Here is a 17,757-nt window from a genome sequence, read left to right on the forward strand (position 1 = left end):
TGTATGACACTTCCGGATAACCTTACTCACGGTCAGTTTCTTGATCTTGCCGACCGCACTCCGTCGCTTGAAGGGGTGTGGATATACCGTCTGGAGCACACCTTCCTGAGCAACGGAGTGGTTTATCCCGAATTTGACATCTACACGAATGAATACCTCTTTCTGACGCTTGAGGATGCTGAGAGGCTCATGCGTGAGAGTCTTGTCAACCGGGAGGCGACATATCGGTTTATCATCACCCAGCTTCCTGTCGGACGTGACATCGGTGAGGAGACCGGTGCCTCATGGACTTATGGCTCGAATGGTGTACTTATTGATTCCAGAAGCACGACCACAGGAGATGACACTATCAGGTCATGCTTCTTCGGACGGCACCGGACGCGCATACTGTTCAGGAAAGGAGACATCGTGGAAGTGGTAGGGCGTGATAGCGTGCGCCTTGCGGTTGTCGCTGACGACGGACCGACCGTCGATCGGTTTTGGGAACGCTACGAAAGGTCTAAGGACGGTATGGGCTACCATGCCGATGCCAGTGATGACTGCTATTATGTGTTGGACGGACCCGGAGAGTGTTGTCATGACCATGCCGATGCCCTCTCCCTGATGAAGCCTTGCAGGTCTGTCCCAGAGGAGATCGCTGGTGTATTAAAAAGTTTTATAAAGTAGAATCATATGGAAAAACTGAATATCGACGAGGTGATGGCATTGCAGATGTCGGGCATGCCCACCTCACAAATAATAAAGACCAACCTTGCGGAGTTTGACCGTCTGTATGACGAAGACCCGCAGCTTGAGGAATATATCGCAAAAGCCAATTCGATACTCGACCGGCAGGAAAAACTGGGTATCGTCAGCATTTCGTGTCAGGATTCACGGTTTCCGGACCGCCTGCTTGCCATCGGTGCCGACTGTCCGGCGGTGATACATTGCAAAGGCAACCTGAAGCTACTTGAAGCCGAAAAAGCTGTGGCTGTAATAGGAGCGCGCTCGGCTGACAAGGAGGGGAACACGAAAGCTTATCAGCTCGGTGCGGACTATGCCCGGAAAGGGTATGTCGTGGTGAGCGGTCTCGCTCTCGGATGCGATGCTGCCGCCCACCGTGGCTGTCTTGATGTCAAGGGTGGCACGATAGCTGTCGTGGGAAACGGACTCGACATCACACATCCGCGCGAGAACAAGGTTTTGGAGGATTCAATATTGCGCAACGGCGGTCTGATGCTGTCGGAACAACCGATAGGCGTCAAGGCCAATCCCACGCGTCTGGTGGCCCGCAACCGCCTCCAGGCTGCACTCTCAGAGGCTGTGATACTGGCCCAGTGTCCGGCTCAAAGCGGCTCGCTCCACACCATGCGCTTTGCCCGCAAATATGGTAAGGAAAGTCTTGCAGCCACTTTCCGGCAGCGCACCGAGGCAAATGCCGGCAACTATGACCTTATTGAACAGAATCTTGCAAAACCGATATGATATGATTGATGTAAACGATAAATTTGCGACTCTGCTTAAAGTCGCCCTCAAAGGCTCGGATAAAGCCTTGCAGCAGGCCTACCGCCATTCGCTCAGAATGATTGCCGAGTATGACCTCGAATACGGACCTGAATCCCAGCCCCGTGAGCTTGAATTTCGTTGGGAGTGGATTGACGACTACCGTGTGCTGACCGTGCTGACCGACGGAGCGGGCATTCACAGTGATTTCTCACAGATACCGGGACTTGACGAATGTATCTGGCTGTTGTATGACGACGGTGCGGCAATAGCCGTCTCAAACGACACTGCCGGCGTCATGCTCAATCACCCCGACAAATTCGGTCTACCCTGCGATGTCAGGTTTGAGATTCAATAAACCATATCCGAACACCATCACATCAGTCAATCTCTCAGCCTGTGACACATCAGGACTGAGAGATATGTCATATATGTTTTACGGGTGTTGGGATCTGGTGACCGTTGACCTTTCTCCTCTGGATGTCTCAGGAGTTACAACCATGAAGTTCATGTTTGGGGAATGCCTCAGCCTTAAATCGCTTGACTTGTCGGTGCTCGATACATCAAATGTGAAAGATCTGTCATGGATGTTTCATGAGTGTTGCAATCTTCTACGGATAGACTTCAGGAACTTTGGCACTTTAATGGTGGAAGATATGAGCTGGATGTTCTCTTTGTGTCATAGTCTGGCCACTCTTGATCTGAGCATGTTTGACACATCAAGGGTAAAGGATATGTCCCGAATGTTCTACGAGTGTGTCAGTCTTGAAACGGTAGACCTAAGCTCTTTTGATCTTCGTAGAATCGAATCTACGGAAGAAATGTTCGCTCGCTGCGACAGGCTGCATACAGTCGTCATGAAGAACTGTTCCGACCATACGGTCGAAAGAATAAGTAAGGAGCTGCCTTCATCGGTAAAAATAATAAGATGACATGATTGTTATGTCCCCGGTTGTATCAATATAACCTAAAAGATTGAACCGCTGCGAAAAAGAGCGTGTCAGGATAACCTTTACAAGATTATTCTGACACGTTTTTATATTGACGCGGTTTCCTGTTCTAACACCGGTAGCCGGATATGTAATTTAGACTTCGAGGACTTTTTCATATATAACTTACAAAACCATCAGTCATTATAGATATGATCACAAATCCCAATTTCAAGATTGACGTATCCGTCACTGAAAAATGTTACAACTCCAAACCGACTCCTACCGACTATCGGCAAATGCGATGGAATAAGACCAAAATGAGTCTTAGTAGCTTCATTTCGATGGTCAGAATGGGTTACAGCTATTGCCATATTTACTATGGGAACCTGCGTAGGAAAAATAAATTTCTCTATACGCAAACCATAAGCATTGATGTTGACGATACCGATACAGACCTCGAAACATTCTACCGTCAATGCCAGTTGAATCCGACCTTTGCTTACGAGACATTTTCAAATGGTACTGGCGGAAAGTACAGCTATCGTCTGGTATATGTCTTCAAAGAGCGTATTAATATCCGTGCTTTCGGTGAACTGTATGAGAAAATATGCAGGATGACCAATCTTGACAAGACTAAAGACCATTGCGGTAAAGTCATCACACAGCTCATGAACGGAACTACATATGAAGCAAAGGTATTCCGCTCCAACCGGATATATTCGTCAATCACCGACCTTCCTGTCGATGCAACTGAACAGGAACAGATTGTCGCCTACCAACATTCACTTCTTCCTGTAGTACCAAACGTTTATAAACCCAGACACTCTTCAGCAATCTATCAACCTAATAATATTAATTCATCAAAATCAAATCAAAAACAATATAAATCTAATGACCCGGATTGGAAAAAACAGCTTGAAAGCATCAGTGTCCCTTTGAAGGTTCTTGCAGAGAGCAGACAGGAATTCCTATAGATTTATGGGAAGGAACACAGGCTTTTAAGGTGGTCAAAGCTGTCATATAACGAAGCCGGCTATTGTGTCATACCCGAAAATCATCTTTCACTGTTTGTACGTTATCGTAACAGGCGAGGGGAATGTACGGTCAACCGTTTCCGTGACGGGGAGAAACGTCGTAACCGATTGTTTACCGACGGATGCATCATACGCAAGATAAATCCCGGAGTAACATTCATGGATCTATTTTTCAATCTGGTTCACAGGGTGTATTTCTACTATGACAATTCCGACGGTGTGTTGTCTGATGAACTTATAGCCCGCAAGGCTTATGATGTCATGAATTATACCGAGTTCGATGCGATGGAGTTCAAGTCGCTTGACGCAGGGAAGGTCACTACTTCTCCCGGATACTGCCGTGAACACGGTGTGTCAAGACGATCATATTCCCGGAAGGCTCTTATGTATCAGAATTACGAATCCATACAGGCGTGGTATGAACCTGGGAAATCTGTTACCTCAAACCTGAAGGAAGCGCGCGACAGAGGGCTTACCGTCAGTCTGTCTACACTCCGACGCTATTGCAAGTTCAACAATATACCTGTCAATCCGGGACATTGCAATATATCGGAGTGGTATAACCCGGCTGTCTCGGTAAGACTTAACCTACAGACAGCACGGGCATAGGGCATCAAGGTGTCACAGTCGTCCTTATACAAGCACTGCAAGGACAACGGCATTCCAACTAAAGGGATGGCAACTTAATCTTGCTCAGCTCCTCACGTAGCCTTGCCGGCATAAAGTGAGCGTAGACTTTCTCGGTTATTTCAGTAGAGGAATGACCGAGAAGCTGGCTCACCATCGTCATGTCCATACCGTTGTTAAGGCTCAGGACTGCAAAGGTGTGGCGTCCGACATGGAATGTGAGACTGAATGATAGTCCCAGTTTTTCACCAATCACATTGAGAGCTTGATTGATACCACGTGTCTTTGTGTTCCTCACACGGTACAGGGCATCTGTGTCATCAAGGTTAAAGTCATCGTCAAGCAATCCGAAAACAAAGCGATTGTATCGACCTTTCCACTGTTCAAGTATTCCCATAGCCTGGTCGCTTAGGGGTATAACATTCCTGTTTTTTGTCTTGACCTGTATCTTGTTAAGAGTCCGTTTGTCGAAGTCTATGTCAGACCATTGCAGGGTGATGATGTCAATGACACGCAAACCACAGGCATATAGGGCAAACAGGAACATCTCGATATATTCCTTTCGTCTCGCTTCCTTATCTTCCGTGTAAAACTTTATAAGACACTCCAGTTCCTTTTTGGAAAGATGCTTCACGCTTGACTCATCATTCTTCTGGAGTGATACGGTCTTGATGATTCTCATCTTCTGTATGGCGGCATTGAGAGCCACCGGAATGTATCCCATGACCATTGCCTGTTGACAGCCTTTGAGTATAGGGGTCAGGGCATGGTTTATGGTATCGTCACTGTTGTCCTTGATCTCGCGTCTCCACTTTATGTGTGACTCTATAAGCTCCGTGGAAATCTCGGAGATATAAATGCTGTCGGGTGCATACGTACCGCGTTTTTCCGATTTCAGGAACTCACGGAATATTTTCATGGCGCTCAGGCCATTGCGATATACACTCTGACCGATTTTATTTCGGTCCAGTTCGTTTTTAAGGAGGTCTGACACATAACTCACAAAATCAATACCTTTGTCCTCGCGTGTTGTCGGGTGGTCGTCAAGAAGAGCCCTCATGGTCTCTACTGTCAAACGGTCGGGGTGCTTCTCACACCAAGACGCTATCTTGGAGTCAAACTCACTGACGCTTTTGGTAAGCCGGCTGTTGATATTGCGATAGTCAGGTCCGTAGCTTGCCCTGACACCGCCACGTCCCTTGTTCTCGTTAGGATTCCAGTCCTTTTCTTTGACAGAGATCCCGGTAGAGCGTCTGACTGCCACTGATTTGACAGCATATTCAATCTGGACCACCAGAGGGCGATCATTCTTGGTTTGTCTGGTCTTGTACAACCGGAAATGTCCGGTCGGGAATGGTCTTGCTGCTTTACCCATGTTGTATGTTCCGTTTCTTTTATTTTAAGCGAATTTACAACAGTTATACGACAGTTTATCCCGATTGTTTATATTCTTTTTTTGTCGGTGCGTTAATTTTACGCCAGTTTATTATGCTGTAAAAGGGGGTAAAATGCAAGAAAAAAGAGTTGGGCTATCGCGTGGTGCGAAGCTCAACTCTTTGGTATTCTTTGGGTTAATCCTTTTACGTGGGCTTAATACTCCTCCTCATTAAACAGAAAGTCTTCTTTCTGGGGGTAGTCGGGCCAGATGTCTTCGATACATTCGTAGGTGTCGCCTTCATCTTCGATTTCCTGAAGGTTTTCGATTACTTCCATCGGTGCGCCGGAACGCATGGCGTAGTCTATGAGTTCTTCCTTGGTGGCGGGCCAGGGTGCGTCTTCGAGTTTTGATGCCAATTCGAGTGTCCAATACATGGTGGTAATGTGTTAGATAAGTGTATATTGTTGATATATTTATGTTCCCACGTTTTTTGTGGGCGCAAAGGTAGTCATTTTCTATATATATACAATCGAATTCAATAGGTGATTTGTTAAATCTTCTAAACAATCGGCTATAGAAGGCTTTTTGATAAATAATTCTTACCTTTGCACTTCCTTTTTTCAGACGGCCTACAACCGGTCGCCAAGATTTAAAACCAATCTTTAACGTATGGTTAAGTTTTTACGCCACATTAATCTCCTCTTTCTGTTCGTTCTGACGAGCCCGATATTTTCTCATGCTGCTACTGACGATATGTCATCGGTGCCACGTATCAAGGAAGGGCCTGATACGCTTGCAATAGGAGAGGTGACTATTACGTCGATAAAACAGGGTCGCTCGCTGCTCAGACAACCGGTATCTGTGACCACATTGCGACAAGACGAACTTGAGCGGTTGAACGTCAGAGGGATAAAGGGCGCATCGGATATCGTTCCCAACTTTTTCATGCCGGAATATGGCTCGCGAATGACCTCCTCGATATATGTTCGCGGCATAGGGGCAAGAATCGACCAGCCTGCTATCGGGTTGAATGTCGATAATGTGCCGTATCTCAACAAGGATGCCTACGATTTCGATATGCAGGACATCCAGCGCATTGAAGTCCTGCGCGGGCCACAATCGACACTATATGGCCGAAACACGATTGCAGGACTTATAAACGTGACAACCCTTTCGCCACTACACTATCAGGGTGTACGTGCGATGGCAGAGGGAGGGACACACGATAACTATCGTCTCGGATTGTCATATTATGGTCTTCTCGGTTCTCGGCTTGGTATGTCGGTCAGTGCATACGGCTCTTTTCGCGGAGGATATTTCAGAAACAATTATGACGGCGACAAGGCTGACCGCGAGCGTCTCGGTTCTTTACGCTGGAAGACCGCATGGCGGCCGGTCGATAATCTCTTGGTCGAAAACGTCGCATCCTATGGCCATACCCGTCAGAACGGCTATCCATATTTTTTTGAAGACACGGATGAAATCAATTATAATGACACATGCTTTTATAAACGGATCACTTTTACCGATGGTCTGACGGTCAACTGGAGCACACCGTATTTTACTTTGGCTTCGATTACAGGTTTCCAGTATGTGAACGACAATCTTACGCTTGATCAGGATTTCCTTCCTGAAAGCTATTTTACCCTGACACAGAAGCAACATGACCGCAGTGTGACGCAGGATATCGTTTTGCGCGGGACAAAGGGAGGCTACAGCTGGCTTGCCGGAGTGTTCGGATTTTACAAGTATGCCAATATGAACGCGCCGGTCAACTTCGGCAAGGATGGCATTGACAATCTGATTTTAGGGAATGTAAACAATATGCTGCCTGCCGGAATGGCTCTCCGATGGGATCAGGACAATCTTTTTCTTGGTTCAGAGTTCACAATGCCCGTAAAAGGGGTGGCGGTCTATCATCAGAGCTCGTATGACTGGCGGAATTTCTCGTTTGCGCTTGGTCTGCGTCTCGACTACGAGCACACCGCCCTCAGATACCGTAGTCACAGCTCGTCGTCGTGTACGATGTATCGTGGCGAACGTCCTCTCGGATCGGTCAGTGTCGATATTGATGATTCCGACCGTCTTTCGCAGCATTTCTCCCAGCTTCTGCCCAAATTCAGTGTCACTTACAATCTTCCGCATTCAGCAATCTTTGCATCTGTCTCAAAGGGTTACAAGGCAGGAGGATTCAACACTCAGATGTTTTCCGAGTTTCTCCAGCAGCGTCTGAAGCAGGAAATGATGGGAAATATGGGCGGTGGACAGGGCGGACGTCCGCAGACGGTGGCCGAAGAGAGTTCAGACCTTGTCGCAGGGCTCGTCAACTACCATCCCGAAGTGTCGTGGAACTATGAAATCGGAGGCCATTTCAGCGTGGATCACGGACGTGTATACTCATCTTTTGCTCTTTTCATGATTGACTGCCGCGACCAGCAGCTCACAATGTTCCCTGAAGGCACGACCACAGGCCGTATAATGATTAATGCGGAGCGCACTCGCAGCACAGGCGGGGAATTCACTCTTGGCTATAGTCCGACCCCACGCTGGGCATTTAATCTTGCATACGGCTACACTCATGCCGTATTCCGCCGGTTCTCATATAACGGTAGCGAATACAAGGGCAATCATGTCCCTTACGCCCCGTCAAACACTCTCTACCTGTCAGCTACATATCGTCAGCCGATAAAATCCACACTGCTGAAAAGCATCGGATTCACGGCCGATATGTGTGGAACAGGTGAAATATACTGGGACGAAGCCAATGAATACAGACAGCCGTTTTATGCGGAAATGGGTGCTAACATCAGATTTGAACTTCCGTGCGGCAGTCTGGACATATGGGGAAAGAATCTGACTGATACCCGTTTTTCTACCTTCCGCTACGAATCGATGTCAAACAGTTTCTTTCAGCGCGGTCTCCCTGTGAGAGGAGGATTGACTTTACGCCTTGATTTCATGTCATTATAGCAATCGGTTTTTTATTCTCAATTATTTTAAGGATAAGTTAACCAAAATTTGCGGTTTTTTAACTAAACAGCTATATTTGCGCTATAATAAGCGGACATAAGTTGCGTTTATAAATAACTGTCTGTATCAGACAGTGACATGGCATCATATAACTCATAAGATAACAACCCCAAAAATAGACTATGAAGAAATACCTTCTTTCACTTGGCGTACTCATAAGCGCCGCTCTCTCACTCACCTCTTGTCTCGGTTCTGGCAGCGGCGAGCAGAAGTACACATTTTCTTACGGCCCGTCGGACTGCTTCAACCGTGTAGTAGACAATGAAACGGGTACTACCTACATTGGCCTGAACCCGATATATAACATTGTGTTTAATATGACATCAGCAACAGCAGATATCGACATATCCAATCTTCGGTTCAGTGCGGCTAATTCAGGTGTCACACTCCGTCTGCCATCCTTACCTCTCAAGCAGGATATAAAGGATGCCTTTTACACTGCGTCCGGAATGGATCTCTCACCAGTAGGCCAGACCTCTTCCTTCGTGTTTGACGTTTTTAATTTCCGTGCTTATCCTTTCCGTATGCCCCCGGTATATATTATTAATTATACCGTTAATGACCGTTATGATGTGACAGTCTATCCGACATTGCCGACCTATATAGGTTCTGTTTCAGCGACAAATCTTGCCCCGGAGGAAGGCAAAAATCCGGTGTTCAATCTCACTCCGGATAACGAGGCATACTATCAGCTTCTTATCAATCCTGAAAATATGACCGCAATGTTCCACGTGGCCAACGCAAAGTTTGCCGACGGTATGTCTCGCTATAGCTTTGCAACCAAAGGTCTGCCGGTCGAGCTTACAGCTGATGGATACCGCGTTGTGACCGAGGCCGGAAAAGAATATAATATCTATTCTCCCCAGACGGTGTCTTCAGATACAGCGACTCCGATTCCCGGATGTTCGATCAGTGACATAAGAGTCAACGCCATTCTTTCAACCGGTGCGTCAATCTCGTTTACCTGCGATCTCGGTGATATGGGCAAGTATTCTGTCAATGCCGTATTGCGCTATCTTCCCTATAATACAGAGGAAACAGATAAGCAGTAATTCTCTCGAATTCAGACGTTAAATATAAACAGCGAAGGCAGTCCATTAAGGAGAACTGCCTTCGCTGTTTATATGGCTTTTATATTATTTTAATCCATACTGGTCAAGGGCTGAATGCAGGGCTTCAGTCACCATAGCCTTAAGCTCCGGCGGAGATATCACCTTGACATCAGGGCCGAGCGAAAGGATTTCCTGCACAAAGTCAGGGGTCAGGCGCAGCCGATAGTGAAAATCGGAAAATGAATCGTGGATTTCCTCACGCTGTGAATGATGTAGAGGAAGCGCCCTCATGTATTTGGCCCGTCGTGTATTTGCGCGTATCAACACATCGTGTGGGTCAGCCTGAGTGAACACAATGCCAAATGAGTCTTTAACGAAATTTTCTGCATCGAAGTCGGGCGCGATTGTGAACTTCTCGCTTCCGATGGCCACGTCTTCCATTCGGTCAAGCGCGTATGTCTTTATTATCTTGTCGCGGATATTCAGGCCGGTGACATACCAACGCTGTTTGAATATTTTCAGGAAATAAGGCTCGATCACGACATCGCGTGTCGGATTGACACGTGTGTATGGCCGGTAAGTGAAATGGAGCTGAAGCTGTTCGCGCAAAGCCGAAATCACTTGCGACAGATATAGCCGGGCGGAGGGGACATCCTCAAGAAAAATTCGTTCAGACACATCCCTCACAGATGAAAGCACATTGCTCATCGCTGCCGAATTAAGCAGCCAGTCTGTGACACTTGCCTGATGAGAGTCACCGGAATCGATATAATATTCGTATGTGGTCGGATTGCACTCGATGTTGATGTTGAAAAGTTCCTCGATTGCGGTTCTGTAGTTATAGAAAGTTCTTCTTGGCAATGGGTTTCCGTCAGAGTAGGGCGACAGCATCCAAAGTTCGTTGAGCTTTTCGCGTGTAATCGCACCATAGCGTCTGATGGTATCGATGAGCCATATATAGCGGGCGAGCAGGTTGCGTGACATGTCGGTGGTGGTTGGATTGTGACACCCGTCAGTTGAGTCTGCGGGGGAAAAGGAATATAATGGACATTGCAATCATAGCTGCGAGTGCCCACGGATAATATAGATAAGGGAAGGGAGCGGCCGGTGAGATTCCTGCGAGAGATGTGGCAAGCAATGTCTGTGCGCCGTATGGTATGAGGCACTGGACCACGCATGAGGCGGAGTCGAGCAGCGACGCGCTTTTCCTCGGGTCAATGCCGTAGCGTTCGGCGATGTCGCGGGAAATTCCGCCGACCGTGATGATGGCTACAGTGTTGTTGGCGGTGCAAAGGTTCACAATCCCCACAAGCAGTGCGAGTATGGCTTGTGCTCCACGTCTGCCTGATATGCGTGACGTCAGCCCTTGCAGCAGAAACTGTATGCCTCCGGCAGCCTTGATGAGTCCTAACATTCCGGCGGCGAGGAGTGTGATGATGATGAGATCGCCCATCCCGTCGATGCCAGCTCCGGCAAATGAGGCCATGTCAATAAGGGAAATCCCGTTGACCATACCCATTATAATTGCCGTGAGTATGCCCAACGACAGGACTATGGTTACATTTATGCCTGCGATTGCGGTCGCCAAGACGACGATGTAGGGTAGGATAAGCATGTAGTCGCTTTCCTGTGCGAGCTGTATCGGCGGCGTGTCCTGTCCCATTATAATATAGGCAATGAGAGTGACAAGTGCGGCCGGTAGGGCTATCCATAGGTTGGCCTTGAACTTGTCGGCCATATTGCATCCCTGCGAGCGAGTGGCCGCAATGGTCGTGTCGGAAATGAATGACAGATTGTCGCCGAAGAATGCGCCACCGAGCACCACTGCTACGTAGAAAGCTGTGTTGGCTTCGACCATTTGTGCGATTTCAACTGCGAGAGGGGTCAGGGCTACGACCGTTCCGACCGATGTCCCGACTGACAGCGAGATGAAACAGGCCGCAAAAAACATCGTCGGGACTACGTATTCCGGCGGAAAGAAGCGCAGTGTGAGATTGACGGTCGCGTCAATCGCTCCGATTTCTTTTGCAATCGTTGCAAATGCCCCGGCGAGAACGAACACCCATATCATATACAGAATGTTGAAATGTCCTGCCGCACGTGAAAATGTCTCGATGCGTTCCATCAGAGGATGTCCGCGATAGATTGCCACTGCCCACATTGAAGCGACGACGAGGGCTACGGCAATAGGCATCTTATAGAAATCGTCGAGTATGACGGATACCATCACGTAAAGAAGCAGAAACACAATGACGGGCGACAGTGCAAGCCATCCGCGTCCCGGCGGGATGCGCCGGTCTGTGTTGATTGTCGGTTTTTCAATCATAGTTGAGTCGTGTGTGATATTTACGTAGTTGATAAGGCTACTATGTATTGATTGCAAAGGTAATAATAAATCTCAAAAGCCCCCAAAAGCAGATGATGATAGCTGTCGGAAACGTATCGTTCATAAATACTTTGGCAATGAACGGATTGTAAAGACATAAAAAAACGCCCCTTTTATTAAAGGAACGCGGCTGTGATTGTTTACTCGGTAGCCATTCGATGGCTTACTTTTCATTGTGGCATTTCGCTTCGTTGAGATAGAGTTCTGCTCGTGCGATGCAATAGTTTGCAGTGCGAAGTGCGTTTGCGGCTTTTTTGATTAAGTTGGTCATAATAAATAGTGAATTTAAAAAACCTGAATGTCTGTTGCTTTCTCTTAAGTAACGCTGCAAAGTTACAAAATGTTTTTAAATTATGTTGTATAACATATAAAAAAATTGAGCATATTTTCCTGCGTAGAGAGTTTTGCAGGGAAATTTGCTGGTAATCAGTGCGATATGTGCTTGCTTTTTCGCTTGAGACTCTATTGCTTCAGAATGGCATTTTATCGACGGTCCGTCCCCAGTTGCCACGGTCAAGATTACGGTAGGACAGCGCTTCTTGGATATGATGGGTAAGTATCGGGGCGCTGACAGCTTCTGCGGTGGAGAGCGAAGGGTCAAGACCATGTTCGAGGTCTGCTATTGTCCGTGCTACTTTAAGGATACGGTCATACGCCCGTGCGCTCATGTCGAGACGGGTCATCGCCTCGCGCAAGGTTTCGAGCCCTTTGCGGTCAATAGAGGCATAGTTCCGTAGCAGTCGTGACGACATCTGGGCATTGCAGTGTATGCCTCTCTCCGATGCGAACCGTAGTGCTTGGATTTCGCGTGCCCTGACCACCCTTGATTTCATGGCCTCGCTCTTTTCGCCTTCCCGGGCAGAAGAGAGTTCGTCGAACGCGACAGGATAGATTTCTATCTGGAGGTCTATGCGGTCAAGGAGCGGTCCGCTGATACGGTTAAGGTATCTCTGTACGGCTGCCTGAGAACAGATACACTCTTTTGACGGATGGTTGTAATATCCGCACGGGCATGGATTCATTGATGCGACGAGCATGAAACCGGCCGGATAGTCAATGGTATATTTTGCTCTGGAGATTGTGATGTGGCGGTCCTCCAGAGGCTGTCGCATTACTTCGAGGACCTGCCGTGAGAATTCAGGAAACTCGTCGAGAAAAAGCACCCCGTTGTGGGCAAGCGAGATCTCACCCGGGGCAGGATTAGCTCCGCCGCCCACAAGTGCGACCGGTGAGATTGTGTGATGTGGCGAACGGTAAGGCCGCGATGTCATCAGCCTTGAACCGCTCCGCAGTTTTCCTGCCACAGAGTGGATTTTGGTGGTTTCGAGGGCTTCGGATAATGTCAACGGGGGGAGGATAGTGGGGATGCGTTTTGCCATCATCGATTTTCCTGCTCCGGGAGGTCCTATCATGAGGATATTATGGCCTCCGGCACATGCAACTTCAAAAGCTCTTTTCACGTTTTCCTGTCCTTTTACTTCTGAAAAGTCGCAGTCGAATATGGCTGATGCCCGTGCGAACTCCTCTCGCGTATTGACACGGACGGGAATCGGATCGCTCTTTCCGATGACAAATTCAATGACCTCGCGGAGTGTCGACATTCCATATATATCTATATTGTTTACCACTGCGGCCTCGGTGGCATTGGCCACGGGTACAATCATTCCTTTGAAACCCATTTCACGGGCTTTGATAGCCATCGGGAGAACACCCTTTATCGGGAGTATAGACCCGTCAAGTGACAATTCGCCCATAATCATGAACGAATCAAGCGGGATGACAGGACTAAGCTGTTCGCATGCCGCAAGTATGCCGATTGCAATCGGCAGGTCGTAGGCCGCACCCTCTTTTTTAACATCGGCTGGCGACAGGTTGACAACAATCCTTCGCCGTGGCCATTTGTAGCCTGACTGGCTGACAGCCGACAGGACTCGCTGGTAACTCTCCTTGACGGCTGTATCGGCCATTCCCACAAGGGAGAACTGCACGCCTGTCTCGGCTACAACTTCGATGGTTATAACCAGTGCGTCGATACCCTGAACGGCAGCACCGTATGTCTTGATAAGCATGGAATTAGAGTGTGGTTTAGGTTTGTAATCGGGTGAGAGGTCAGTTGTGTGCGAGCAGTCTGCGCACGTCATCAATGCTCATTCCGCGCCGTCGGGCATAGTCGGCCATCTGGTCGTCGGCTATCGGGCCGAGCATAAAATAGGAGGCATCAGGATGTGCTATATACAGTCCGCAGACGGTCGCAGAGGGTTCCATTGCTCCGTTTTCGGTGAGCGTGATTCCGATTTCATCGAAGTTCAGCAACCCGGACAACACAAACGTTAGTTTCTGGTCGGGGAGAGATGGATAGCCTACGGCCGGACGTATTCCGGCATAGCGTGCTTGGAACATCTGTAATGGCGACAGTCTTTCATCTTTGGCATAGCCCCACAGCTCTCGTCTGACGATGGAGTGAAGATATTCCGACGAGGCTTCCGCAAGCCGGTGTGCGATGCTCTGGAGCAGTAAGGCTCTGTAGGAATCGCCTTCGGCTTCCGATTGACTGGACTTTTCGGAAAGGTCGACAGTCACGGCAAATGCTCCCGCATAGTCACCGGAGGGCATTATATAGTCGGCGAGAGAGTGCGTTGGGGCATTGTTTCGAGGAGTCTGCGATCGGAGTGTCGGGATGCGTGTGCTGCCTATAACGATATCGTCACCTTCTGAATGTGCTTCAGTCAGGGAGACAACGGCCTTGCAAACAGTATTGTCCTTTTCAAGCTCGCGCAGAATCTCCGTTGCATCGTCATAGAGCTTTAATATTTCTTTTCCCTTGGCCGTGTTTCCGGGACAATGTTTCTCGATCCATGCCTGACGGCATGCCGGGCAATCGTGGAGCGAGGTGACGGATGAGAAATCGCCGGGCATCTTCCACGCGTTGAAAAAGAAGCGCCAGTTGATATAGGGAATCACCTTTGCGACGGGTATTTCAATCACAGTGCGACCGTATTTGGCAGGTCTGACAGGTGTATACGGACTGAGTGTGTGACGGATTGAGCGCTGTCGGGCTTCGTCAAGCGATATTTTGGGTATGAGGCGTTCACGTTCGCGTTGACGCAGCGTTTCGTATTCCTCACGCAGCTCAGCAATGTAATTGTCGCGTGTTGCAGAGTTGAGCAGGCGTGCTGCGATGAGAGGATTCTGTGATGCGTCGGGCACATGTATGACAGGTGCAGAATAGCATGGTGCTATTTTGACGGCTGTGTGGATGCGCGATGTGGTAGCTCCTCCAACCATGACCGGGATTTTCAACCCGTTTTCTTCCATCAGTTCCACGACATGGGCCATTTCTTCGAGAGATGGTGTTATCAGGCCGGAAAGACACACGAGGTCGGGCTGTTCTTTTATGGCTGTGCCGACAATTTTTTCAGCGGACACCATGACTCCAAGGTCGATAATCTCATAATTGTTGCATGCGAGCACTATCGACACGATATTTTTGCCAATGTCGTGGACATCGCCCTTGACGGTTGCAAATATTATTTTTCCGGCTTTGCTTGTCTCGTGAGATCCTTGGCGTGCCTCGATAGCCGGTGTGAGTATGTTTACGGCGCGTTTCATAGTCCGCGCTGTCTTTACAACCTGTGGCAAAAACATCTTTCCTTCACCGAACAGATGGCCGACGTGGTTCATGCCTTCCATCAGCGGACCATCGATTATACTCACAGGATCATCGTATTTTTCGAGCGCTTCTGCAAGGTCTTCTTCGAGATATTCGTGGATGCCTTTGACGAGCGCATGTGTGAGACGCTCCCGACCGGTTGTTTCCTCCATGATTCTTCTTTCCGGCTTTCGGTCGCTGGAATCTGAGTCTGATTATCCTTGTCGCGGAGCATCTGCTGGGCGTACTCGATAAGTTCGTCGGCTGCATCTTCACGGCGGTAGAGCACAACATCTTCTAGCAGTGTGCGTAATTCCGGGTCAATATCGTTGTATGTGACAGAGGTTGAAGGATTGACAATCGCCATATCCATCCCGGCCGCTATCGCATGGTAGAGGAAAACGGCGTGCATGGCTTCACGCAGGTAATTGTTGCCACGGAACGAGAACGAGAGGTTGCTCACTCCGCCGCTCACTTTAGCTCCGGGAAGATTTGTCTTTATCCAGTTTACGGCGCGTATGAAATCAAGTCCGTAGCGGTCATGTTCCTTGATGCCGGTGGCGATAGCGAGAATGTTAGGGTCGAATATTATGTCTTCAGGGTCGAATCCGATCCGTTCGGTAAGGAGTCTGTAGGCCCTTTCGCAGACTGCTGTCTTGCGTTCGAAGGTGTCGGCCTGGCCTTCTTCGTCGAAAGCCATTACTACGGCCGCCGCACCAAGTTCCATTATGCGTCCGGCATGTGAAAGGAAGCGTTGCTCGCCTTCTTTCAGAGAGATAGAGTTGACTATTGATTTTCCTTGAACGCATTTGAGTGCCGATTCAATGACTTCCCATTTTGAGGAATCGATCATTATGGGTACCCGGGCTATATCAGGCTCGGCTGAGATGAGATTGAGAAATCCGCACATTTCCTTCCGGGCATCCATCATGCCGTCGTCCATGTTTATGTCGATAATCTGCGCTCCGTCTTCGACCTGTTTGCGGGCGATGGTAATTGCTTCGTCAAGATTACCCTCCTTGATGAGTCGCAGGAATTTGCGCGAGCCTGCGACATTGCAGCGCTCACCGACGTTGACAAAGAGCGAGTCGGGAGTGATGTCGAGAGATTCAAGTCCTGAAAGATGGAGACCTTGTATGGACTGTGGAATCCGGCGGGGAGTGTGGGCTGAGGCTTCTTTGGCCAGAGCGGCGATGTGGGCCGGAGTAGTTCCGCAGCAGCCACCGACGATATTCAGAAGATTCCTGTTGAAGTATTCCCGCATGTGCCGTAACATCGTTTCTGGTGTCTCGTCGTAGTCTCCCATCGCATTTGGAAGTCCTGCGTTCGGGTAGCAGCTGAGCGGATAGGGTGCAATTCGGGAAAGCTCGGTGATGTGGGGTAGCATGTCCGCCGCTCCTGAAGAACAGTTGATGCCCACCGATGCGATTGAGTCGCTGTGGCTGATTGATGTAAGGAATGCTTTCAATGTCTGTCCTGAGAATGTACGTCCGTCCGGGCCTGAGATGGTAACAGAGACCATGATCGGATATTTTCTGCCGGCTTCATTCATGACCTGTCTGGCGGCATCGAGACCTGCTTTTAGATTGAGGGTGTCAAATACAGTCTCGAAAAGGAGTATGTCGATTCCGCCTTTGACGAGTGCTCTTATCTGGCTGAGGTAAGCGTCAAACAAACCGTCGTAGGCGACTGCCCGCATTGCCGGATCGTTGACATCGGGACTCATGGAGGCAGTCTTGTTTGTCGGACCGATAGATCCGGCTACGAATATGGTCCGGCCTGTGGCGTTTTTGTGTTCATCGGCAAGCCGGCGCAGAAGTCTTGCAGCTTCGGTATTGATTTCCTCTACCAGTCCCTCCATGCCGTAATCGGCCATTGATATTGCATTGGCGTTGAAGGTGTCGGTGGAGACGATGTCTGCTCCGGCCTCGATATATTGACGTGCTATATCGGTGATTACATCCGGGCGAGTAAGTGTAAGCAGGTCGTTGTTTCCGCGCAGGTCACACGGCCAAGAGGCAAAGCGCCGGCCACGGAAGTCAGCCTCGCCAAGTCCGTAAGATTGTATCATTGTGCCTGTCGCACCGTCGAGTATTAAAATGCGCTCCTTGAGAAGCAAATTGAAGTCATCCACTGTGTAAAATATAATTTAATTTCGATACTTTTTGAATCTACGTTGGCTTAAAG

Annotated in this window: 13 protein-coding genes and 1 pseudogene; 8 read left to right on the plus strand and 6 right to left on the minus strand. The window is 48.8% G+C overall.

Annotated features, from left to right (window positions below):
• Positions 1 to 3: 3 nt before the first annotated feature.
• From E7747_RS05900 to E7747_RS05925, 6 genes are all read left to right on the plus strand, one after another.
• Positions 4 to 666 (plus strand): hypothetical protein, encoded by a 663-nt coding sequence (locus E7747_RS05900; protein WP_136414723.1) that lies wholly within the window; start codon positions 4 to 6, stop codon positions 664 to 666.
• Between the two features lie 6 nt (positions 667 to 672).
• A complete protein-coding gene (locus E7747_RS05905; RefSeq protein WP_136414725.1) occupies positions 673 to 1,464 on the plus strand; it encodes a DNA-processing protein DprA in 792 nt (263 codons plus the stop codon).
• 1 nt (position 1,465) lies between these two features.
• Entirely contained in the window at positions 1,466 to 1,840 is a 375-nt protein-coding gene (locus E7747_RS05910) for a hypothetical protein (RefSeq protein WP_136414727.1), read from the plus strand.
• Positions 1,827 to 2,414 (plus strand): BspA family leucine-rich repeat surface protein, encoded by a 588-nt coding sequence (locus tag E7747_RS05915; RefSeq protein WP_168185250.1) that lies wholly within the window; start codon positions 1,827 to 1,829, stop codon positions 2,412 to 2,414. Before E7747_RS05910 ends, E7747_RS05915 begins: the two co-directional genes overlap by 14 nt.
• A gap of 209 nt (positions 2,415 to 2,623) precedes the next feature.
• A complete protein-coding gene (locus E7747_RS05920) occupies positions 2,624 to 3,388 on the plus strand; it encodes a hypothetical protein (RefSeq protein ID WP_136414730.1) in 765 nt (254 codons plus the stop codon).
• A 219-nt stretch (positions 3,389 to 3,607) separates the two neighbouring features.
• Positions 3,608 to 4,057 (plus strand): hypothetical protein, encoded by a 450-nt coding sequence (locus tag E7747_RS05925; RefSeq protein ID WP_136414731.1) that lies wholly within the window; start codon positions 3,608 to 3,610, stop codon positions 4,055 to 4,057.
• Between the two features lie 58 nt (positions 4,058 to 4,115).
• Here E7747_RS05925 and E7747_RS05930 read toward each other — a convergent pair whose 3' ends face one another.
• Together E7747_RS05930 and E7747_RS05935 are read right to left on the minus strand one after the other, a co-directional pair.
• Positions 4,116 to 5,450, minus strand: a complete 1,335-nt coding sequence (locus tag E7747_RS05930; RefSeq protein WP_136414733.1) for a tyrosine-type recombinase/integrase — start codon at positions 5,448 to 5,450, stop codon at positions 4,116 to 4,118.
• A 215-nt stretch (positions 5,451 to 5,665) separates the two neighbouring features.
• On the minus strand, positions 5,666 to 5,887 hold the full coding sequence (locus E7747_RS05935; protein WP_123613708.1) for a DUF2795 domain-containing protein: 222 nt from the start codon (positions 5,885 to 5,887) through the stop codon (positions 5,666 to 5,668).
• Positions 5,888 to 6,122: 235 nt separating this feature from the next.
• Here E7747_RS05935 and E7747_RS05940 point away from each other — a divergent pair, with 235 nt between their 5' ends.
• Entirely contained in the window at positions 6,123 to 8,423 is a 2,301-nt protein-coding gene (locus tag E7747_RS05940; protein ID WP_136414735.1) for a TonB-dependent receptor, read from the plus strand.
• 182 nt (positions 8,424 to 8,605) lie between these two features.
• Entirely contained in the window at positions 8,606 to 9,535 is a 930-nt protein-coding gene (locus tag E7747_RS05945; RefSeq protein WP_123613706.1) for a hypothetical protein, read from the plus strand.
• A gap of 84 nt (positions 9,536 to 9,619) precedes the next feature.
• Here the strand turns inward: E7747_RS05945 and E7747_RS05950 are convergent, their stop codons facing one another.
• The 4 genes and pseudogenes from E7747_RS05950 to metH form a co-directional block, all read right to left on the minus strand.
• Positions 9,620 to 10,519, minus strand: a complete 900-nt coding sequence (locus E7747_RS05950) for a WYL domain-containing protein (protein WP_136414737.1) — start codon at positions 10,517 to 10,519, stop codon at positions 9,620 to 9,622.
• Between the two features lie 28 nt (positions 10,520 to 10,547).
• Positions 10,548 to 11,861, minus strand: coding sequence for a Na+/H+ antiporter NhaC family protein (locus E7747_RS05955; protein WP_136414738.1), 1,314 nt, complete (start codon positions 11,859 to 11,861; stop codon positions 10,548 to 10,550).
• Positions 11,862 to 12,391: 530 nt separating this feature from the next.
• Entirely contained in the window at positions 12,392 to 13,990 is a 1,599-nt protein-coding gene (locus tag E7747_RS05960; RefSeq protein WP_136414740.1) for a YifB family Mg chelatase-like AAA ATPase, read from the minus strand.
• Positions 13,991 to 14,030: 40 nt separating this feature from the next.
• A pseudogene (gene metH, locus E7747_RS05965) lies at positions 14,031 to 17,704 on the minus strand (methionine synthase).
• Positions 17,705 to 17,757: the final 53 nt, after the last annotated feature.

Source organism: Duncaniella dubosii, assembly GCF_004803915.1.
Classification (GTDB): Bacteria; Bacteroidota; Bacteroidia; order Bacteroidales; family Muribaculaceae; genus Duncaniella; species Duncaniella dubosii.